Below are 20,644 nucleotides of genomic sequence, written 5' to 3'. Positions count from 1 at the left end.
CTCACTTCGCATCGGTTTGACAGTCGCACCCCCGCTGTTCGAGGAACTCTCCGATCCGGTAGGTCCGTCCGCAGGCAGAACACCCCACTCGTACCGACAGAGTGATCTCAGCTGGGGTGTCGGATACATTTCCTGCGTTCCGAAGGCGTTCAATGGTTTGCTCGATCACACCTTCTGACCGTGCTTGAGCCCACTCGATGGTTTTTTGAGCATCGTCGACATCTACCGTCGATTTTCGCCCAGTATCGATTGCTTTGCAGTCGTGCAGATGGTTCCGAACCGTCTGATGGGAGACGAAGTCGCGCTCGACCGCCTCAACATCGATCCCGTTCCTGTCGAGTTTCGAGCGCAACTCTACCTGACGGCTTCGATTGACATCATCCCCCCTCAGGACATTATAGATACTATCTGCATCACCGACCACTTCTCGCGTTCCCGTATTGAGAGATTCTGAGAGAATCTGCTTGTTCAAATATGTAGCCAGGTCTCGAAGGCTATCGCCGTGATCCCGTCGCTCGATCAGCTTCGCGTCGATCTCTGAAATGTCGTAGTCGTCAGCGACGCGGACGATTTTACAACAAGGCTGGGTCTCCTCAGACGTCATTAATACACTCAAGCTCCCGCTATCTAACGAGTGTAACGGTTCTTAGCAGTGTTCGGCTCGACGTAAACCTGAGAGACGCACTTCCCCAATTGTTGCAGGATGGGGTAGTCTACTCCTACTAGCTTCGTCGATAGACATCCAATCTCAGCGTTCAGTGGGCGTCTCGTTGGTATCCCTAACAGGGCCAAGATCGGCCCAGTGGAGGGATTCAGGCCCATCGATCTGCTCCTCGAGAGTTGCCCGGTACAGAACCGGCTGTGAATTGTCCGACAACTGCTGAACAACGCGGAGCCCTTCCAGATCCGAGCCAAGCCGCAGAATCTCACCGGGGGGGCCTCCTCACGAATGCGAATCGCTACTGCCGCTTGGCTTTCAGTCAACTTCATCACCGTCCTCTATCGCGTCCATGCCCGGCTTCCACCGGTAATAGAGCGACCGTATCGTTCGATCCGAGTCCCTGGCCATGAGCACTGTTACGCCACTTCGCTGAGTCAGTGTTTCCTGGACCGGTTCGAACACGACCTCCTCGAGTCGAGACTGCTGTTCGGGTGCCCCAATCGTGGTGAGATCGTGTGCTTGGGCTTTCTCGAGGATTACCTCGGTCGCCTCTGGCGCTTCCTGAAGCTCCGTGTTCACCGTCACGTCTGGGCCCAAGACGTACTCTGCGAATTTGAGGAGATCATCGGCGTCCGCTCTTTTTTCACCAGCGCCATCCGGATCGACTACGTGTAGAACCGTCACTGGTGCATCAGCCGCCTTAGCTATCGCACGAGCAGCTTCTGCGGCGAGTTCGGAGTGTGGTCCGGTTCCGACGAGGAGCAGTACCGAGTCGATGGTCTCCGCCTCGGACTCCGCCAACGAATCGACCGTGTGCTCGTCGATGTTGGGGACATACACGGCGTCGTTTCCATCTCGGGTCCTGGGGTTCTCGCTCGTCTTGCGGTGGACTGTGGCGCTATCACTGGCGCTCCCATTCCGTGGTGAGCCATCGCGTTCCGATTCCCAAGGAACGCTCTCTCCCACGGATCTACGCGACCGGCGATGTTTGCCGCCGCGTTCCCCGCCCAGACGGCGGGCTCTCAACGATCTCAAGATAAATCAGCAGCCTCTTCGTCGAATCTCCCGTTACGTACTGGGTGGTGTGGCGACACACTAGACTTTCGTGGTCTGTCACATACGTGGTGGTATGAGTAGCGACAGAATCGACGCCGAAAGCAAAGTGTCTGGGAACCAAGCGAACATCCCTGCTCGAATACGACGTGAACTCGATATTGACGACGGTGATCAGCTCCGCTGGCAGCTCGAAGATGACGGGAGTATCCGGGTGCAAGTCATCCAACAGCAGACCGGCACATTCGCCAATTTCGACGGCTACGCTGGTGAGGAGGTAACTGACGTGACCAGCAATCACGACTCTTGGGGCGTCAACGTCGAGTAAATGCCGCGCGCACTCATCGATACATCGGTTCTGTTTGCAGCCGCGTACAAGCGGGACGATTCACACGACACCGCACTTCCGGCGCTCCATGGCATCGACACTGGAACGCTCCCGGAAGCAGTTGTCCTTGATTACGTTCTCGCCGAGACGCTCAACGGTCTCACGACCCACGCCGGACACGACGCAGCCGTTGATCTCCTCGATCGCATCGAAGAGAACGCTCGTTTCCACATCGACTCGCTCACCACCAGCGCCCTCGCGACAGGGAAGGCACTCTTTCGCCAGCACGAACCACTCTCGTTCGTCGATGCCTGCATTGTCGCGTATATGCAAACTGAAGGGCTCGGCCATCTGTACGCGTTCGATGACGACTTCGATGCCGTCGAGGACATCTATCGCCTCGGTACAGCGACAAATCCCTACAATTCAACCTGATGCGCACAGACGACACGGTTGGGGAACGAAGTACAGGCTCAAGATAGTCGCAGTTTGTAGTCAGTCGCCAGTTTTTCGAACTTGTCCCACGCCGGGGGCCGGGCATCGTTGACCTCGCCGTGCGTCTCGAGGTAGCGCAGCACAGCGTCGAGTTCGGCTTTGAGGCCATGCGTCGCCGCCTGTGCTCGGAAGTCCGCCTCGTTGGCGTCGATGTGGCTGAACAGGAGAAGACAATACGAACGATGGCGGCTGCCGTCGTCGATCAGCAGCGTGTGACAGCAGGGCTTGGCCCATCGTCTTAATCAACAAAATTATGCGTAGAGAGTCTGTGTTGGTTAAGACGGAGAGAGTCGATGTCCTCCGAACCACCGTCCCCACCGGCGACCCTCGCGACGGAGATCGTCAACACGATCGACGAGTCGGACCCGGAGCAGCTCCGAGACGTAGCTTCGTACGCTGAAGCGCTCGCCGAGCACAAGGAACGAGAGGCCTGTCTTGAGGAGTCCTCAGATCAAGAAGAGGTCAAAGAGCGACCAGATGATCTCTCGGATGATGTCCCTGCCGAAGCGACGATCACGATCAAGGAGATCAACGACAATCGCTACTACTACTGGCAGTGGCGAGAGGGAGAGAAGATTCGTTCTCAGTACAAGGGACCGGTCAACCCGGACGAGTAAAACTCGATGAGGAGGACACCCACCCCACGTTTCCGTCGTTTCTCCACGACGGCGTAGGGAGAGGCTACGATTGGTAGTATGCAGCCACTAATTCTGTTGACCTAAAACCAATCTAGAGATGAACCAACTTCTGGAAAACATAGATTAAAGTAGTATAGCTGAGAAACGCTCATTAAGCGTACTTTGAGTAGGGAGGGAGCGAAGTACTTCGCCCCTTCAGACGAAACAATCCTTTCCAGCTACTTCTATAGACGGCCAACTTTGGACGGCTAGGCCGCTCTCGTCTTTGGAATCTTGTCGTGGACGTCCTCTTCGAGTCCCCTCCCCACCTATTCAGTGATTACGACGGAAACGTGAGGTGTGTGGGTTCGGGATTCGACATCGAGGCGACGCGTCCGTCTACGGGTTTCCCTTCTCACGTCGGAAACGAGGCTATATTGTCAGCAATCCAACTCCACCGAATTACGGCATTTTCCCGCTGATATCGGACAAGAAACGTCGGAAACGTGGGATGGCGTTCTCCACTAGATTTATACCCCCTCCCCGCTCACACCGTGTGATATTCAATGACGCCCGACTCTTCACCCAGTTCTGTCGACGATCCACTCTTTGAATCCGGGCATCGTATCTTCGCGAACAAGGATCTCCTGAAAATCGGCCACGTGCCGGAGGCTGACCGGATCGTCGGTCGTGACGAGGAAATCTCGAAGCTCGCGAAACGTCTCAACGGTGCTGTCCACGGGTACTCCCCGGAGAACGTGATGATCTACGGGAAAACTGGGACCGGTAAATCTCTCGTTTCAAAACACGTCTGCCAGCGAGCTCAAAATGCCGCTCAAGATGGCGTCGAGATTGGAACAGCGTATATCGACTGTGCTGAAGACAATACCGAGACCCAAGCAATCTCCTCACTTGCCGCGAAGCTGAACAATGAATCTTCGACCGGAATCTCCGTCCCTCATACCGGCCTCAGTACGTCGAAATACTACAAACTCCTCTGGAAGACGCTCGACGCTCAATTCGATTCTGTGATCATCATCCTCGACGAGATCGACTTGATGAACGACGACAGCGTGCTGATGAAGCTCTCGCGCGCTGAGGAGGCGGGGAAAATCGACTGTAGCGTCGGCGTCATCGCGATCAGCAACAAGATACAGTACGTCGACAACGTGAACGAGCGCGTGAAAAGCAGCTTCCAGCACAAGGAGCTGTTCTTCAAGCCATACGACGCCAACCAGCTCCGGGAGATCATGTTCAACCGCGAGGATTTCTCGTCGTCGACGACCACGTACTCGATATCCTGGCCCGGGTGGACTGCCAGTTCCTGCTCACGCGCTCGCTTCAAAGCGGCCACGTTCTGAGTATTCTGAGAGTACCCCTCTAGCGGCTTGGAGACACAATTCCGTTCGACGAGCCGCTCACTGCTACGTTGCCCGCCTGCAGTTCGTTGACTGCTCGTTCAAGCCGTCCGAGCACTGCGTCTGGTGACCGCGTGGCATCGAGCCGGTCGAGACAGTCCCGCTGGACGTCCTCGATGAACGGCGGGGTCGATCGCTGCCGGGCTTCGATGCCTCTGATTTTGAAGTTGTCCTCGCCGACGATCCGAGGCCCCATTCGGGTTTGCTCGCACTTCAGGTGGTCATCGGCGACCGTCGCGACCGATTCGGTGAATTCGTTTCGTTCGTTTCGCGTAACGAGCACCGGGGTGTCGTACCCCTCGGTGAACATCACCATCCGAGTGTCGCCCTCGAACGCAGTCAGCCCGCCTGCCGGGAACGCGAGCCGACGCGGTGAAAAAACTGGGGTTGGCGTCGTTGAGGCCGTGCCATGGCTGTCAGGGGTAGCCAACGCTATCGGCGCGGTCGCCGCGGAGCGGGTACGCCGGCCGTGGTAGTCGAGGCCGGGGAGTAGTCCATGCGACGAAATATAGCTGGTAAAATCAGAACTACTGCCAGAGACGAGCACAGGAGGACCGCTCTCAGCTGCCGTGCTGGGCGGTTGTCGCTCTGCGTTTGGTTCGGGCCTTGGCCTCGGTTCTGGATCATCAACAGCCCTCACATTTATTTCCTTCTATAGTTTGCACAATCATATAATACATGTATTAATTTAATATATTGGGACATCTGGGTAAGGGTGATGGTTTCCAAACAAAACCGTCGCACGTTCCTGAAGACCGTCGGTGCATCAGGTACCACAGCAATCGCCCTTTCGTCCGCTGCCACTGTGAGCGCAGAGGATAAGAAGAACACTACCATCACAGTGAAAGACGACTCAGCAAACGACGCTCTCATTGAGAGAGCGCGCGAACTCGACTACCAGCGAGTCTCTGAGGTGTCCGGCGAGGACAAGTACAAGATCATGCTTCTCTCGGAGAAGACTCCCTCCTCCTGGAAAGAGGACATGGTCGACAACTCGACCTCGTCCATGGGAACTCAGGAGATTGCCGGTGGGCCGCCAGAGGTCCCCCTCGGAGAAGACCAGTCCTTCGGAGACATGGAGATCGGGGATTCCTGGGGAAACTGGTCGGGTGATGTCGTCGGGAACGCTGGCGCTAGTACTGACTTGAGCGCTGATCGAGCAGAAGCATCTGCACTGGCTGCAAGTGGTCTCGGCGAAATCGACCAATACGCCTGGGTCGGGAAACCGTTCCAGGTGACCGGGAATGGTAGTCAGACAGCAGATGTCACCATCTCGGGGGACTGGCAGGGTCGCGTCTTGACCACGCCTTCTGGTTCCATCGAGGTGATCATCACGGCGTTCGTTGAGAACCAGACGACCGGTGCTGTTTGGGAGTCTCAAATTCACCAGAACAGCGGCTCGTTCATCGACGGCTACGTCTACAACATGTCCTCATATTCTGAGACGCTGTCCCCGGAGCTGAATGCTGGGGATACGTACCGCGCGTACGCCCAGATTCACGCCTTTGCGTCGGTGGGTGGTCTAGCCGATGCAGCCTGTGACTTCGGTCCGGGTGACGGAGATAACGGGAATCCGAAGCAGGGTCTCTACGTCGACGACGTCGAAATCGAGTTCTGAGCAAAGTATTTACGCACCCACAACATCATTACGCACATGGCTGATTTGAGTCAAATCATGTGGCTCGGCACGATGGTCGTGGCGTTCCTCGTCGTCGCCGGGTTCTACTACACGCTCGTCAGAGAAGGCGGAGCATTCCTGAAGTCACTCCGCTCGAAGGTAAGATAGTCTGATAATCCCTCCGCGCAACACGACGCCTCCATTTCCTTCAACGAACGGCTAGTGGATTCCCCAGAGAAGCGGGGACCTCGCCGGTCGCTGTTGGCGTTACGCTTCCAGTAGTTTGGCCGTCTAATCTGAGACCGAGACGTTACAAATGACCACTATCCGTCCTGAAGCTGTTGCCGCGCGAATTTCAGCGTCCGTTCCGGTGACGTGTGAACTTCGAGGCCGGAGTTTTTGACTTTCTTCTCATAGATCTCGAAAGTATGCCTCTACAGTTTTCGAGCAGCTGATCGGGAAGCTCAACCGAGATATGGAGATCCGCAAGATGGTCGCGGATTCAGACCTCCTAGAGGGCGCATCGTTCGTCCCGAAAGCTCCGTCAGAGGAGAAACTTCGTGAAGCCAAGCTCGAACGCATGGAAGAATCACTTGAGCCCATTGCGGACGATCAAGCCGAAGGGAGTAGTGAGTGAAGACGATCTCCTGAACACTAATTACAGACAATTCTCTATCCCTGAGTTTCTTATTGAGAATGGGTTGGCCAATCCCAAATCCGGGGGGCTTGCAGTCGTGATCTCTATTCCTTATAAAACCAACAAAGTATTTAGGATGAACGGTAGGGGAAATAATATGCGTCAGTGGTTTGGGGATGACATGCCCAGACGGGTATTGCTGCGTTCAATAGGCGTGTGTTCCGCTGTTGGTATTGCGGGATGCCTTTCTCAGGGTGAGGCGAGGTCAATTACCGTTTACAATTATCGAGATGAAATGGTCACAGTTGATATGCGTGTTGTTGATGTCGGGTCTGGCGACGTAGCTATTGATACTGAATTTTCTATTGATCCAGATGGGAAGAAAGTGTTTGGCGATATCTTTGAACGGGATGGTGAGAAAAAAATTACTGTGAGCGTCCCGGGGGTAGGGTCAGAAGAGAAGACATGGAGTGCGTCATCCGACCCAAAGACTAGCGGTCAGCTTGGAATTTCGATTAGAGAGAATATTGAAATCAGAGAAGGTTCTGGTTGAAATAATTTCTATTATCTGCACACTATGGCAATCGTATATTGATTTTAACTACCTCGTAAATATCGTATTGAGTCCGGTGAAATTGAGCTGACTCGGTACGCAACCGACGCTGACGTGGAACTACTGAACGAAGAGAATGTCATCGTCGCGACTGATGAACTTCACCACCCTCGGAACTTCTCAGGGGGTGGTTCCACTAGTTCAATTAAGTTGGACCCGAAAATCGGTCAACGCCGAAGTCACGAGCTTGAGATCGCCTCTGAAATCGAACACCCACGTGCGGAAGTTGCAACTGGCAAAGATAGCGTCGGAATCAAATCTGAGAAGGGCGCTTCAGAATTGAAGCCCACGGAACAAACCGCGCATCAAGAACAGCCGAAACAAATCGAGTATATCTCGCAGAAGATCGTAGGTACCGAACTCGTTGATGTTAATGGAGTGTCCGGGAAGCGCGAAGCCCCGATCGTCGAGGAAAAGAGAGTTTCAGACAAAGTAATTCCTAAAACGAAACTCAAGAACCACGGACGGCTCACTCCTAAATCCCCAGAATAGGCGTTGATAGCAACGACTCCTAACCTGTATCCTATCTCGGATATTAATGCAGGAGAAGACGGATCTCCGCATCCGACCCCTCGGTGAGATTGACCGATATGTCCACCTCGTTGCTCACACTCTCACACAATATGATTCCAGTTTAGAACATAGTTCTCAATGTGGCGTTTCGACCGGGCGTTACTCCCTGTGGGGGGTGTATTCGTGGTGGATATCGCCTTTGCTAAATCGCCGAGAGCCTCGGTGACGGCGATAAAAGGCTATCACAGTTTGCATCACCGACCAGAGGCATCCCCGACGACTAGGCACGTCGTGCGGTTAGCCTACCTTGGTTGCGTAGCCTTTGCCACCCCGCGCATAAAAAACTACGTCGGACATCTCTCGATCACTTTTTGCGTGGATCGCCAACAGGCACTTCGCCGTACTCCGGACAGGAGACCCAGCCCTGACTAAAAGCAGCGCCAAGTCCCTCGTCTGGCCGCCACTTATGCTCCTCGCCACAATTCGGGCACTCCACGTACGGCGGGTCGATCTCAACCGCTTCTTGTTCCATGTAGTGATTTCCTTGGTATGCCTCGCAGTGCTGGCAGACGTTTCCCCACACCTCTTTTTCAAGCGTGTTGCTGTAGACACGTTTGACAGGAGTATCGTACTTTGCAAGCACGCCACCAATAGGGGTGTTGAGATGGTCGTCGCGGGGCCAGACTATTGGCGTCTCCTCACCGCACTGCCAGCACTCGGTCTGCCACGTCAGTAACTTGTCTTGATCGACAGAGAGGCCATCAGGAAGCATGTCGCCTCGCTGTTCGCCACCGGCATATTTGATTGCTTGGCCCCTTCGACCGAGGGTTCTCAGGGTCTACGTCGCTATTGTCGTTCATTCGTTTTCGTCTCGGATATCGTTGATAGAGCGTTCAAACCGGTTGCCGTCCCGTTTGAGGTCCTCCATGGAGCCGTCACGGTCGAACAGGACCTCGGGATCGTTCGGATCTACGAAGCCGTCAACGACAGGATAGACGGGAGAACGTGTGGTACCCGAAGTGGTCACCTAACGACGGCCGTGGATGGCGTAGCGATGCTCCCACTACGGACAAGTCACTCAGCGTGAAGGGAAGCGAGAGCGCGGGCGTGCATCCCAATAGTGGCACAAAGCGACACCCGCACGCACCCTCGCAGTCCCCACTTACTGCCCGTGCGTTAAAAGCTATTCGTCGGGGTGTCGAGAGTCGAAAAACACCAGGTCGCCGCTACTCGTCGCTGAATGTGTCCGTATCCGCGTCAGGGATGCCGCGTGCCTCCTTGATGTACTCCACGAGCAGGTCGGGATGATCTAGCGCCATCTGGACCATTGCGTCGTGTTTCTCCGACGTTGAGACGTCTTTCACGCCGTCTTGCACGAGCGCCGGTGTGATCTCCACGTCGTCAGCATCCTGCCACGCTTCCAGAGTTGCCTCTCGGACGTAGAACGGGAACTGTGTCGCTTCCTCCCCGTACTCGAACGCTCGCGTCTTGAATGGGTCCGCCGTTTCCTCAGTCACAGTCTGTTCGCCAGTCGTCATCGATTCATCCGTATCATCATCACTCGTCGTTTCCTCACTCGTCGCCGTCGACGTCGACGCGGTCGTGGTCGCCTCACTATCCTCAGTCTCCTCGGAGTCCTGGTCCTCGATGGACTCGTTGAGGTCGTCGAAGGGGTTGCCATCACTCATCACGAATCACCTCACCTTGTTCGACGATCTGCGCGAGCTCATCATACGCTGCCAGTTGGTCGCATTCGCGGTCGAAGTCCCGCAGCGGCTCGTTCGCGTCCCGCAGCGAGTTGTTGATGGCGTCCCGGTGCCGGATGCCCGGCAGGCCGTCGTCATACTCGCCGGCCTCGGTGGCTTCCCAGTCCTCCGGGGAGATGTACGCGAAGTTCGGGACCTTCGACGCCACACCGTCCCGCGTGGTAATCTCCTTGAGGAGTTCTTGGTCGAGCGTTGCTTGGTCGATACGCCGCTGGAGGTCGGACGGAACGACGGCGAGAATGTCGAGGTCGAAGTACCGGCGTGCGGGTTTCACGAGCCGGTTGACTGTGTTGTCGAGGCCGGTTTCGTAGCCGAGTTCCGGCCGCAGCGGGATGATGAGGTTCCCGGTCGCGAACATCGCGTTGTCGTTGAGCTTCCCGCGGTTCGCGGGGCAGTCGATAACGACGTAGTCGTAGTCCTCACCAAGGAGCGGTTCGACAAGATGCTGTTTGAGGCGAGCAGAGCCTTGCACAGCGTCTTTGAGCGTGGATTCGACGCCTTCTAAGTCCGCGTGGGACGGGAACAGGTCGAGGCCGCCAGCGACGTTGACGATGTAGTCGCGTGGGTCGGCCTCGTTGACAAGGACTGCTTCGGCGTGGTTCTCGTTGTCGCCCCCGGAGCCGTTCTGGTAAGCGTCGCGATGGCCGAGGTTGAGAGTGAGGTGGCCGTTGTCGTCGAGGTCGACAAGCAGTGCTTTTTCGTTGCGGTGCGCGAGCTCGCGAGCGAGGTTGAGCGCGGTGGTCGTTTTCCCGAATCCGCCTTTCAGGATGCCCACACAGACCGCACGCGGGGTTTTGCTGGTGTTGCTTTGTGCCATATCGGTTGCCTCACCCGAGACGACAGTAGACAACTCCTTTAGCTTTTCCAAAGTAGACACAACAGACAGGAAAGCCACAGTAGACAGAACAGATACAGTAGACACAGTAGACGAAGTAGACGTAGTAGATTGGTTTTTTAGAGTCTGATAGAGGACAGTAGCCATCTACTGTACAGCAGATGAGATAGATACAACAGATAACTACTTTAGGAAAGGTGGGGGAGGCACAGTAGACGGAAGATATAGGAGAAGCGAGGGGGAGAGGAGGGTCTTCTGTCGGGCGTAGATTGCTTTCCGATGGCACTGCAACAGTCTGCTCAGTGTGTGTCGATTCGGGTCTTTTGGCGGGGCTGGGCCGTTGTAGTACAGGTTGCCTTCGAGGATGTTGGTTTGGAATTCTGCTCGTTGTACCACTCGGTGAACGACTGGTTCGTAATCTGGTCTCGGACAACGGGCCCGATCTCGGATACCTCTTCGATTTGCGATGATGGTGGGGTTGGATGGTCGTCTCCTGGTGGGTCGGTCATTACATATCGAGTGAGAGTCCTCGGGGCAATAGGGAGGGGCGTGTCGTTTCCGAATCCACGCCTGCGACCGCGTGTAGCGGGATGAATTACGCCTGTACGAGGTAGGTTCGGGCTTTCGTGTTGCCTTCGGCGGTGATGAGGTTGTAGTGTTTGAGCTTGGAGAGCTAGTTTCGGACCATCCGCTTGGTCTTGGGGTCATCCGTGCGTGTGCAGTAGGCGTCGTAGAGGTCCTGCGGTGAGATTTCCCCGTGTTCGGTGATGATGTTGTACAGGAGTTCTTGGTGTGGGGTGAAGCGATCGACGGTTCGTTGTTTGATTTCCGATTTCGCTTCCGGAGTCACCTCCTCGATGAGGTCCGCAGTAATCTGGTCACTACCGGTTTCGCGTGCAGTGCGCGCAGAGTGGCGGAGGATTCCGATGACGACGCGGGCATCGCCGCCGGCGTTCGCGGCGATGAGTTGGAGGTGTGAGTCACTGATGACGTCTTCTTCTAATCCCCAGTGCACGCGGTCGTGAAGGATGGGGATGAGTTCGTTTTCGTGGTAGGGGTCGAAGTGGATGCGTTCACAGTCGGTGAGGCGGCTATTGAGTCGCTGGTCGAGAGACGCGAACAAGTCTTCCTCATCGTTGGCGATGAGAATCATCGTGATATGGGGAATGCGGTAGAGGTCGTACAGCAGGGACTTGTCCTCCAGCTGGTCTACTTCATCTAGAATGACGACGTACGAGGTGTCGTCGGCAGTGCGGAGACGATTGAGGTGGACATCAGTGGGTGTGGATTGGCGGTGAATATCGACGGTTTTCCCGATACCGTCGAGGAGGCGGTAGAGGGTTTGGAACCGGCTGTGGTCTTCCCAGCAGTTGACGTACTGGTAGTTGAGCGCGACGACCTCACCACGGAGTTGTTCGACGAGGAACTGCGCGATACAGGTTTTCCCGACGCCTGACGGCCCGTATAGGAGCGCAGAGTCGGCGCGTTCGCCTTTCGTGAGTGGGTTAAGGACGCTGGAGAGGTAGTTGACTTCTGCGTCCCGGTGTTGCACCTCGCGTGGGATGAATTCTGGCTGGAGTACTCGTGCGTCGGTGATCATGGGTTTGCGTCGACGCAGGCTGCCAACATTATAATTGGAAGGGTGTCGTTTCCGAATCTTCTGAATGCTATGTGCCGCCCACCCAATCCCTTTTACTTGTACTGGTCTTACCACAAATCAAAGTGTCAAAGCGACCCGTGCAGAGCCACTCACAGCATAGGTGCAATCTTCTTGGAGTTAGCCTTCGGCTTCAGGTGAGTCTATAATGAGTCGGATAGATGATTCGCTAACCGATTTAGAACTTATTGATTTACCCGCACTCAGGCTTGACGAGGGCGAATATGAACGTCCTGAAACCGAATCTGTGCACACTGATTTGGTCCAATCCGGTGTTGGATTGGAAAAGGATATTGGGATTATAACACCGACTCTCCATAGCGGGTTTTTGGACTATTACGCGTTAGCAGCGATGTTTCAGGATATGTCCTCCCTCACACTGACGTTTATCGTCACGCCAAATACGTCGGTTCGTGACCGCTATGAGCAACTGAGGAATGGGATGCAGTACAGTACAGAGCGCTGGCCGCTAGCAACGGTAAAAGCAAACAAAGAGCTTAGCTATCGGACCGAGCACGTGCACAGTTCCGATGCGCCGCCAGGTGTTATTTTCACTCGTTTCAGCACTCGGTTACCGAATGACGAGATAAGTAGCGAGATTCGGACAGTCCTCTATGATGACGCAGTGAAATTCGAGGAAGAACGATGGGAGCAGTTTCAAAGCTGGCAGGATCGGAATGACATTCCCAGTGTCGTCTATCTCATTCGTGACCCGCTTGGGCCAGTATACCAGCGTGTAAAAGATGATCTTGACGTGGTGTGGGCTTGGACGCCCACCGGTATCCAGTCAACACTCGGTGACCAACAGAGCTCAGTAGACGATGACGTACCCTCAGTTCTGGAAACTACTAATCGAGAGCGCCAATTCCTCAAGCAGAAAGCAAGCGGGCAAACTCATCGGATTCACGCCTGTACAGAAGGTGATGTTGTTTGAAGCCTTTGCTGACCTATGGAGTGCGTTTGAAGAGTTAGAGGACGCGGCAGACGATATTGACGAGCACGATCTGTACGTCGCTGTTGGTGTCGCAAAACGCGCGATTAACGGGTTCACCCGCTTACTCTCAAGCTTAGAATACAGCGACAATTACCGGTCTAAGCATGGGAAAGCGACGACACTCTCTGGACGTGTGAGCCAACTCGAACACATCATGGATGGGTTATCCGGGGATGCTGCAGCAGGTCGTACTCCCGTGGAACATGTCCATCACGCACTATCCGAGCTTCGAGATACTCTTACAGATACGGAATCACAGAAGTGGAAGCGAGGTGCAGTCCTAACGGCGATTCAGAAGGTTACTGACGAGAATGAAGATCTGATTATCGTGTTACCAGATGAGCCAGCCCGCCAGGCACTCCAAGCTGATTTACGAATTAAAACTCACAGATTTCTATTCGGAAGCGCGTAGCCACGTTCACCTCCATACACCTCAATCATTACCGAATGCTGACCCGGCAGACTACCTCCTCCTCTATGGACCACCAAAATACGACCACCGCTGGCTTCTTCGAGCACCGCATGCGCCAGATATCGGTGTTTTAGCCTATGATCACGAATTAGGACTGCTCCACTCGCAAGTGAGGGATTTGAACCGGGAGATGGAGCACTCAACACCGGATATGAGCGAGGCTGGGTTACAGACACAGATTTTTGAACACGATTTCCGCACCGGCCCCACTCCCAGAAAACCAAGAAAATACGGCTTCAACAACTTCGAGCCCTACAGATCCAGGTCAGTATGACGGTGTCTCTATAGATATTCCTGATCCTGATACTGAGGACAACACCCAAGCCACGCCGTTTGATGACTATGAGTTAGTCGAAGGCGGCTCCAGTGAGTCGGTTGATGACTTGATTGAAGACCATGTCCCCGATTTCACTGGAGATGCAACGTACACCCCTGATACAACACGATCTTCGACGACAAATTCGCGGGAACCCACCAATGATAGTCGTCAAGTAGAGGGATGTATCGGGATCCGGGTGCAGGATGGGAAAGCGATTGCACTGCCGCCAACAGCCAGTCTAGAAGTGGTCAATACTGATGCTGGGACAATTGTCGAGAAACCAGTAAGCTCGATTCAATCGGGAGACCGTGTGGTTGTTGTCGAAGATCGAGATAGGGTCCGGGATGAAGTAGAGGAACTTCTCCTAGATAGTGGTCATATCGATCTTATCGGCTATGCTCGATTATGGAAGAAACCAGTTACATACGGAGATTGAACGGCGTGATGATAGCCTGGAGGACTTCATTCAACGCTTAGAAGAACAAGGGCTGGACAAGACTCGTTCGACATACCGTTCGTGGTACTACGGTGACCTCCATCTTCCACGAGCGAAAGATAGCTTGTATGCTTTGGCGCAGGCATACGAGATAGACGAGGTGTTAGAGGAGTTCGAAAACGTGTGGACAGCCAATCACAAAATCAGGAAAATCAAGCGTGGCTTCCTTGACCGCCTAAAGCACCAGAGCCAAGAGGCCTTAGCCGCCGATGAGGAAGGTGACCCAGTAATCGATGAGGAACTAGATATCCGTCTCTCAGACCTGAATCCGACTGATGAGGCTGGCACACCATTTGTCCAAGTATATTTCGTAACCGAGGTCGCAGGACGTGGGAAACGTTCTCTAGGAGCCAAGTAGGTCAGTGGAGAGATATCGGGTAGTCCAGATTCGATTGCAGATCACAGTTTAAAGTGACACTGGGGATTGGTTTTATCCGTAACTCCCCCATAAGGCAGAGTAGCCGATGGAACGCTCTCTCCCCCAGCCACATGCACCTCGATTCACCCGCCCTCCAGAGGATGCCTACAATGCCGATGATGACCCGGCCTATCCCCGTCATCAATTAGTAAACAGTGCAATCACTGAACAGCTCATTCAACGCTTGACAGGGCGCGGGGAGGAGTCAGACACACTCTACGGTGCTCAACCTTCGAATCAATACTTTGCGGGGTCGCTGGTAAGTCAGTACGAGTATCGAGAGGCACAAGAAGAGGATGATGCTTTCCAGAATTTTGCTGACGATATTTCCCCGTTCACGATCGGTGTTAAATTCCGCATTCCCGCTGAGATCGAGGATGATGCAACTATTGAAATCACACCAAGTGCCGCTGGGTATCAACGTCGATTTCCTACGCTTGAAGAGCAATTAGGGGTGACTAATGACCGGGAAGACGCAGATGTTCTAGCTGAAGAAACACAGCCTGATAGCGAGAATGCAGATATAGAAAGCGACCCGCAACAAGTTGACCCAGCCGGATTCGAACTTCTTACGCGAGTCTACGAGAAGATTCCCCTCAACTTAGATTCCTATACGCTTACCGGATCTGAGGTGCGTGCGCTTATCGATCGAGATACTCCCCGTGAAATCTCGCTTGACCTTTCTGAACCAATACAAGAGGCAGAGGACACGCCAAACCAATTCCGAGAACGGAAATCCGACGTCGGAGAGGGAAGCGCAAACCAAGTGCCTGGAGATGCGCTTCAAAGTGAAGCAGCCTTTGAGAGTTATTTGGATGAAGTATACACCGATACTACAGTGGATCCGCTCTGGAGTGCGCGGATGGAGCTTAATGCCCGGTACGATACTCCAGATGATACTGGCGAAGAGTACATCACGGTAACTGCACGGCTTGTGAATACGCATGGGGAAAACGTTGAGGAAGCAGTCGATCCCGAGTACGAAGACTGGCGTTCCACTCTCTTTGACGTTGAAGTGAAAGCGGAAGCAGATGGTTGTGATTTGGGGGCATTCAAATCAAAAGAGATTGAGGACGAGTACCAATACGAAGGCACAATCCATGGGGTGGGGGAGAACTGTGCAATAGAGCCTGTATTCGGTGATATCGAGAACCCTGACCCAAGTGATGCAACCGGAGTTCGAACGGAGACGGTTCCTACATACGAACAAGCGAAGTATTTGAGTCGGAATCCTGCCGATATCGTAGCTCCGATGGAAGTCTTTGCTGGCGAAGAGGGACGTGAGGCAGTCTTCGAAGCCTTAGAAGACATCTCTTCTGCGATGGAGTCTGCAGCTGAGGATTATCGAAATATCAAGGATGAGATGACGGCTGGGAAATCCAGCGATGCACAAGATGACTTCGAAGACGCGGTCGAAGCGTTCGAATATGAGCACGAGCGTTTCGAAGCAGGGATTGAATGCCTACGGCAGGACGAACGAGCGTACACATCGTTCACGCTCTGCAATCAGGCGTTCGCCAACTTAGGGTTCGACCGCTGGCGGATGTTCCAAATCGTCTTCATCGTCATGTCCATTCCAGATATGTTGAAACAGGCTGCTGGAGTGGATGATGACGTTAATATTGATTTCGAGTCCGGAGAAATGACGGATAGTCTGGACGCTGCTGATATCATCTATTTCCCGACCGGCGGAGGAAAGACCGAAGCGTATCTTGGTGTAGTCACGTTCACTGCGTTCCACGATCGGATTCGTGGGAAAGAGTACGGGATGACCGCATTCACAAAATTCCCGCTTCGGTTCCTGTCCCTCCAGCAGCTTCAGCGTGCAGCAAATGTGCTTGCACAGGCGGAGCTTCTCCGACGTCAACATGATTTCGGTGGCGAAGAGTTCTCGATTGGGTATCTAGTTGGAAAACAGAACACGCCGAACGCTCTCAAAGAGGAGGGGCGGAACAAACTTCGGGAAGCACAGCAGGATGCAGAGGTTCAAGAGAACCTTCTCTACGTGGACGAGTGCCCGTTCTGCCACGAGGAGACGGTCGAAATAACCGGTGATCGGGAACGGGGACGAATCATCCATCAATGCACGAATGACGGCTGCACGGAGGATGAGCTGCCGATATACATCAGCGACAGAGAGGTATACCGGTATGCACCGACGTTCGTGGTTTCCACGATCGACAAAATCAGCATTATTGGCATGCAGCGCCGGATGCGAACGCTCTTCGGCCAAGCAAAGCTCCGGTGTGAAAAACATGGCTACGCGGGCGAAAGCGAGTGCGTCGTACAGAACAGCGCCATTCTGGGGAGCGGTAGTTGCTCCGAAGAGGACTGGGAAGAAGTGGACCCCGTTGATCCGCCATCGCTAGTCATCCAGGACGAGCTACACCTCCTCCGCGAAGAGTTCGGGGCCTTCGATAGTCACTACGAGACCTTCCTGCAAGCGTACAACGACCGAGTCACTGCCGGTGACTGGAATATGAAGGTCATTGCGGCAACTGCAACGATTGAAGGCGCTGAACGTCAGGTTCGAGCTCTCTACCAGAAACCATCGAATATCTTCCCGGAGAAAGGACCACGTCTACGGCAGTCGTTCTACGCGTTTGCGGATCCCATCCGAACGCAACGACAGATGGTTGGGGCGATTCCACGTAGTGTGAGTCGAACATACGCTATTGAGAAAGTCCACGAAGAGTACGCCAGAATCATTCAAGAGTACCGGGATGATTCCGAGAAGCTCTTCGAGGATATCCAAGAGGTGGATGATGCATACAGCCTTGCTGATGCCGAAATCCCAATGGATCCTGAACTTCGGGACGAGATCCTTCAAGAGGTGCTGGATGATTACGAGGTCCAAGTCTCATACCACTACTCGAAGGACAACACGGACCTCATGATGCGGGTGCTCAACACGATGATTAACCAGCATCTCAGCGACGATAAAGAGCCATATTCTGAACTTCGAGGTGAACTCCTGACCGGCGAAACTGAACTTGGAGAGGTGCGGGAGATTATGCGACGGCTCTTGAACCACGACGAAGACGGATTTGATCCGGTTCACCTGCTGATTGCAACCTCAATGATCAGCCACGGTGTGGACATTGGCCGACTCAATTTCATCGGGTTCTTCGGACTACCACGCCAGACGGCTGAATACATTCAGTCGTACTCCCGGGTCGGGCGTGAGTGGCCGGGGACGGTCTTCATGCTCCACAACCCGGTTAGAGTGCGTGATCGTTCCTACTACACGCGGTTCCAGCAATACCAAGCCTACCAAGACCTGCTTGTTGAATCGACGCCTCTCGAACGGTGGGCGGAATTCGCAATTCAGTGCACAATTAGTGGGATATTCTGCGCCGCTTTGCTCCAGTACTACGATTCCCAGTTAGAAAATAACTCCAGTACATCGAACCGCATCTATATGTTCGATGGGTTTGAGGAGGCCGCACGGAACGGCGACCTCTCGTACGATGAACTCTTTGAGTTCGTTACTGATGCGTACGGAATCGACGACGCGAACGTTGCAGACGCCAGTGATGGTGATGACCCACGTAGCGGTGTAGAACTCTATCGGCAACAAATCAAAGAAGAGTTCGACCGGCTGTGGGACGCTTGCCTCGATAAAGAAAACCGAATCCCCGATAGCCGGGCGAATGACCGGAATACGGACGAAAATAACTTCATCCCGCTGGGGGTTCTGGAGCGCGATGAATCTGTCCGGACACCCATGCGCAACCTGCGTGACATCGACGAACAGTTGACGATCGCACTGGACAGCGAAACCTCTCGGCTGGTTAAAGAATACCGGAAATAACCATGTCACGAAACACTGAATTTGAGATGGAGCGTGGGGTTGCCCAAGTACTCAACAGCTATGGGGCCCGGAACGTCTTCGACTTCGGTCAGCTGGGTCTTACCATGCAGACGAACCCGTGGCGACGGGTTGAAGAACTCGATGACGTTGATAGAGAGCGGGTCGCCAACATCATTCAGAGCCGTATCGGACGCTATCGAAATCGGACGACAGCAGATGAATGGGATAGCTTGTCTGCTGATGATATTGACCTCTATCGTCCGCTGAAAGTAGAAGGGCAACTCTATCCCTTGGTGTTCTACTGTGAAAACAAGGACTGTAGGAAAGTCCACACAGCAACTGAACCAGGGTATCTACCCTCGGACGGTCAATGTAGGGCCTGTGGCGAGTCAATCACGCAGCTCCCCTTCGTTAACGTCTGCCCGTGCGGTCGGCTCGAAGATCCAGGACCAGATACGGGGTGTGGAGCGCATGGGTTTGATGATATCCGGCTTAACAAACGGGCGAGTGAACCCGCTATGTGGCGGTATGAATGCGGGGAGTGTGGTGATACAATTGACGTCCTAAGCAGCTCTTGTGGAGTCTGCAACGATATGAAAGGGCCACTGCCAACGGCCAGTAGTCGCATATTCTATTCGGAGAAGGCAGTGGAAGTCGATATTCCATATTTGAGTGATGAGGCCGATGACATCCCGAATGATAAGGCATGGGCACACGTGCTGATGGCAGCACATCTCGGGATTGCTGATTTAGAGAGTGATACGTTGGAGAGCCTAGCGACGACTGAGGGGAAGTTAGACAAGTATCAGAAATGGGTCGATAAGCTTGGCGAGGAACAGGCCAAAGAGATGTTTGATGACATGGACCAGAATATCCATGGGCGAGAAACCCTGGTTGCAGATACCAAGCACATCACACCACCTGATACAACAGAAGATGTCGATGAAGGAACGCGCGCATTAGCATACTCAAACATCGCGCATCAACTATTCACCTTCCAACGGTCTACGAAAGGCTATGAGGGTGATCTCGAAGCACTCGAAGATACACGCCATCCGATCCCGAAATCACTCAACCAATTCCTGAATGACCCAGAGTTCCGGGAACGCCATCCTCAGAGTGGCCGATACCGCCCCCAGCTTACAGAGTCACATATCCGCCAAGCGTGGATCGTCGATCAGTTCCCGCTTCTGAACATCCTCTACGGGTATACGCGGGCAGATTCGCAATCAAACAATGCGGATTTACGGAGTTTCCCGCACCCACGTGAGCGTGCAACAACACCGATATTCGCCGATCGAACACCTAGTGAAGCGATAATCTTCGAGATTGACCGAACTGCCATCATCAATTGGCTACAGGCTAATGGAGTGATCTCGGCGGACGAACGTCCGGACACCTCGGATGAGGCGGCTTTGAAGGAGTGGTTCCTGAACAATATCGCTACGACAGAGTTAGATAATCCGTTCAGCCCAATTGAAGACGACGTAACTCGGTGGGTGTACCGACTCCTTCATTCGTTGAGTCACTGCCTTCTTGCTCGGGCTGGCGAGCAGTGTGGACTTGCAACATCCAGCCTCAGCGAACGCATTTTCCCGGTGATTCCGGCGATCGCTATCTATGCTGCAAGTACCGAGAATTTCGCACTCGGTAGCATGTTCACCCTGTTCAAAACACGGCTTCATCCGTGGGTGTCTGATGCACGGGACTTGGCTGACCAGTGCTTGGTTGATGCCACATGTCGTGAAGACCCCTCAGGAGCAGCCTGTGATGCCTGCCTACATATCGAGGAGACCTCGTGCGAAGCGATCAATCATCACCTCGACCGCCGGATTATCCGTAGTAAAAGCGACATTGTCGGGTTCTGGGATCGTGAAATTGAGAACGGTATCCCGGACGACATCGCGGACCTCTGACGAT

Annotated in this window: 20 protein-coding genes and 3 pseudogenes; 15 read left to right on the top strand and 8 right to left on the bottom strand. The window is 54.0% G+C overall.

Annotated elements, in window-relative coordinates:
- Position 1: 1 nt before the first annotated feature.
- A complete protein-coding gene (gene rdfA / locus JRZ79_RS24465; protein WP_010904053.1) occupies positions 2 to 604 on the bottom strand; it encodes a rod-determining factor RdfA in 603 nt (200 codons plus the stop codon).
- Positions 605 to 976: 372 nt separating this feature from the next.
- Complete coding sequence (locus tag JRZ79_RS24460) at positions 977 to 1,627, bottom strand: universal stress protein (RefSeq protein ID WP_012289615.1); 651 nt, start codon at positions 1,625 to 1,627, stop codon at positions 977 to 979.
- 163 nt (positions 1,628 to 1,790) lie between these two features.
- Here JRZ79_RS24460 and JRZ79_RS24455 point away from each other — a divergent pair, with 163 nt between their 5' ends.
- Both JRZ79_RS24455 and JRZ79_RS24450 read left to right on the top strand, forming a co-directional pair.
- Complete coding sequence (locus JRZ79_RS24455; protein ID WP_010904051.1) at positions 1,791 to 2,042, top strand: AbrB/MazE/SpoVT family DNA-binding domain-containing protein; 252 nt, start codon at positions 1,791 to 1,793, stop codon at positions 2,040 to 2,042.
- Positions 2,043 to 2,477, top strand: a complete 435-nt coding sequence (locus tag JRZ79_RS24450) for a PIN domain-containing protein (protein ID WP_010904050.1) — start codon at positions 2,043 to 2,045, stop codon at positions 2,475 to 2,477. It abuts the gene before it with no gap.
- A gap of 38 nt (positions 2,478 to 2,515) precedes the next feature.
- On the opposite strand, the pseudogene JRZ79_RS24445 reads toward JRZ79_RS24450, so the two are convergent.
- Positions 2,516 to 2,767 (bottom strand): annotated as a pseudogene (locus JRZ79_RS24445) (transcriptional regulator TrmB); the annotation flags it as partial.
- 63 nt (positions 2,768 to 2,830) lie between these two features.
- On the opposite strand from JRZ79_RS24445, the gene JRZ79_RS24440 reads away from it, so the two are divergent.
- A complete protein-coding gene (locus tag JRZ79_RS24440) occupies positions 2,831 to 3,154 on the top strand; it encodes a hypothetical protein (protein WP_010904049.1) in 324 nt (107 codons plus the stop codon).
- A gap of 566 nt (positions 3,155 to 3,720) precedes the next feature.
- Positions 3,721 to 4,422, top strand: a pseudogene (gene orc4, locus JRZ79_RS24435) (DNA replication protein Orc4); the annotation flags it as partial.
- On the opposite strand, the pseudogene JRZ79_RS24430 reads toward orc4, so the two are convergent.
- A pseudogene (locus tag JRZ79_RS24430) lies at positions 4,413 to 4,759 on the bottom strand (DNA polymerase domain-containing protein); the annotation flags it as partial. The pseudogenes orc4 and JRZ79_RS24430 sit on opposite strands and share 10 nt — an antisense overlap.
- Positions 4,760 to 5,290: 531 nt before the next feature.
- On the opposite strand from JRZ79_RS24430, the gene JRZ79_RS24425 reads away from it, so the two are divergent.
- The 5 genes from JRZ79_RS24425 to JRZ79_RS24410 all read left to right on the top strand — a co-directional run bounded on the left by JRZ79_RS24425 (position 5,291) and on the right by JRZ79_RS24410 (position 7,932).
- Complete coding sequence (locus JRZ79_RS24425) at positions 5,291 to 6,190, top strand: hypothetical protein (RefSeq protein WP_012289614.1); 900 nt, start codon at positions 5,291 to 5,293, stop codon at positions 6,188 to 6,190.
- 36 nt (positions 6,191 to 6,226) lie between these two features.
- A complete protein-coding gene (locus tag JRZ79_RS26160; RefSeq protein ID WP_010904044.1) occupies positions 6,227 to 6,358 on the top strand; it encodes a hypothetical protein in 132 nt (43 codons plus the stop codon).
- Between the two features lie 307 nt (positions 6,359 to 6,665).
- On the top strand, positions 6,666 to 6,827 hold the full coding sequence (locus tag JRZ79_RS24420) for a hypothetical protein (RefSeq protein WP_010904043.1): 162 nt from the start codon (positions 6,666 to 6,668) through the stop codon (positions 6,825 to 6,827).
- On the top strand, positions 6,820 to 7,380 hold the full coding sequence (locus tag JRZ79_RS24415; RefSeq protein ID WP_231546389.1) for a hypothetical protein: 561 nt from the start codon (positions 6,820 to 6,822) through the stop codon (positions 7,378 to 7,380). Before JRZ79_RS24420 ends, JRZ79_RS24415 begins: the two co-directional genes overlap by 8 nt.
- Positions 7,381 to 7,494: 114 nt before the next feature.
- On the top strand, positions 7,495 to 7,932 hold the full coding sequence (locus tag JRZ79_RS24410) for a hypothetical protein (RefSeq protein WP_012289612.1): 438 nt from the start codon (positions 7,495 to 7,497) through the stop codon (positions 7,930 to 7,932).
- A 385-nt stretch (positions 7,933 to 8,317) separates the two neighbouring features.
- Here the strand turns inward: JRZ79_RS24410 and JRZ79_RS24405 are convergent, their stop codons facing one another.
- The 4 genes from JRZ79_RS24405 to orc1 form a co-directional block, all read right to left on the bottom strand.
- A complete protein-coding gene (locus tag JRZ79_RS24405; RefSeq protein WP_010904041.1) occupies positions 8,318 to 8,725 on the bottom strand; it encodes a hypothetical protein in 408 nt (135 codons plus the stop codon).
- Between the two features lie 454 nt (positions 8,726 to 9,179).
- Complete coding sequence (locus tag JRZ79_RS24400; protein ID WP_012289611.1) at positions 9,180 to 9,641, bottom strand: hypothetical protein; 462 nt, start codon at positions 9,639 to 9,641, stop codon at positions 9,180 to 9,182.
- The gene (locus JRZ79_RS24395; RefSeq protein WP_012289610.1) at positions 9,634 to 10,536 is read right to left on the bottom strand and encodes a ParA family protein; all 903 of its coding nucleotides are present in this window, start codon (positions 10,534 to 10,536) and stop codon (positions 9,634 to 9,636) included. The genes JRZ79_RS24400 and JRZ79_RS24395 overlap by 8 nt, the downstream gene beginning before the upstream one ends.
- A gap of 691 nt (positions 10,537 to 11,227) precedes the next feature.
- Positions 11,228 to 12,154, bottom strand: coding sequence for a DNA replication protein Orc1 (gene orc1, locus JRZ79_RS24390; protein WP_010904037.1), 927 nt, complete (start codon positions 12,152 to 12,154; stop codon positions 11,228 to 11,230).
- A 205-nt stretch (positions 12,155 to 12,359) separates the two neighbouring features.
- On the opposite strand from orc1, the gene JRZ79_RS24385 reads away from it, so the two are divergent.
- From JRZ79_RS24385 to JRZ79_RS24360, 6 genes are all read left to right on the top strand, one after another.
- Complete coding sequence (locus JRZ79_RS24385; RefSeq protein ID WP_231546388.1) at positions 12,360 to 13,145, top strand: hypothetical protein; 786 nt, start codon at positions 12,360 to 12,362, stop codon at positions 13,143 to 13,145.
- Positions 13,135 to 13,617 (top strand): hypothetical protein, encoded by a 483-nt coding sequence (locus JRZ79_RS24380; protein WP_231546387.1) that lies wholly within the window; start codon positions 13,135 to 13,137, stop codon positions 13,615 to 13,617. Before JRZ79_RS24385 ends, JRZ79_RS24380 begins: the two co-directional genes overlap by 11 nt.
- Before the next feature lie 242 nt (positions 13,618 to 13,859).
- On the top strand, positions 13,860 to 14,432 hold the full coding sequence (locus tag JRZ79_RS24375; RefSeq protein ID WP_231546386.1) for a hypothetical protein: 573 nt from the start codon (positions 13,860 to 13,862) through the stop codon (positions 14,430 to 14,432).
- A gap of 133 nt (positions 14,433 to 14,565) precedes the next feature.
- Complete coding sequence (locus JRZ79_RS24370) at positions 14,566 to 14,850, top strand: hypothetical protein (RefSeq protein ID WP_231546385.1); 285 nt, start codon at positions 14,566 to 14,568, stop codon at positions 14,848 to 14,850.
- Positions 14,851 to 14,956: 106 nt separating this feature from the next.
- A complete protein-coding gene (locus JRZ79_RS24365) occupies positions 14,957 to 18,724 on the top strand; it encodes a helicase-related protein (protein WP_205250683.1) in 3,768 nt (1,255 codons plus the stop codon).
- Between the two features lie 104 nt (positions 18,725 to 18,828).
- Entirely contained in the window at positions 18,829 to 20,640 is a 1,812-nt protein-coding gene (locus JRZ79_RS24360; RefSeq protein ID WP_229373326.1) for a hypothetical protein, read from the top strand.
- Positions 20,641 to 20,644: the final 4 nt, after the last annotated feature.

It is taken from the genome of Halobacterium sp. BOL4-2 (genome assembly GCF_016917835.2).
GTDB lineage: Archaea > Halobacteriota > Halobacteria > Halobacteriales > Halobacteriaceae > Halobacterium > Halobacterium salinarum.
The sequence above is the reverse complement of the archived record's forward strand: the minus strand, read 5'-3'. Positions and strand labels throughout refer to the sequence as shown.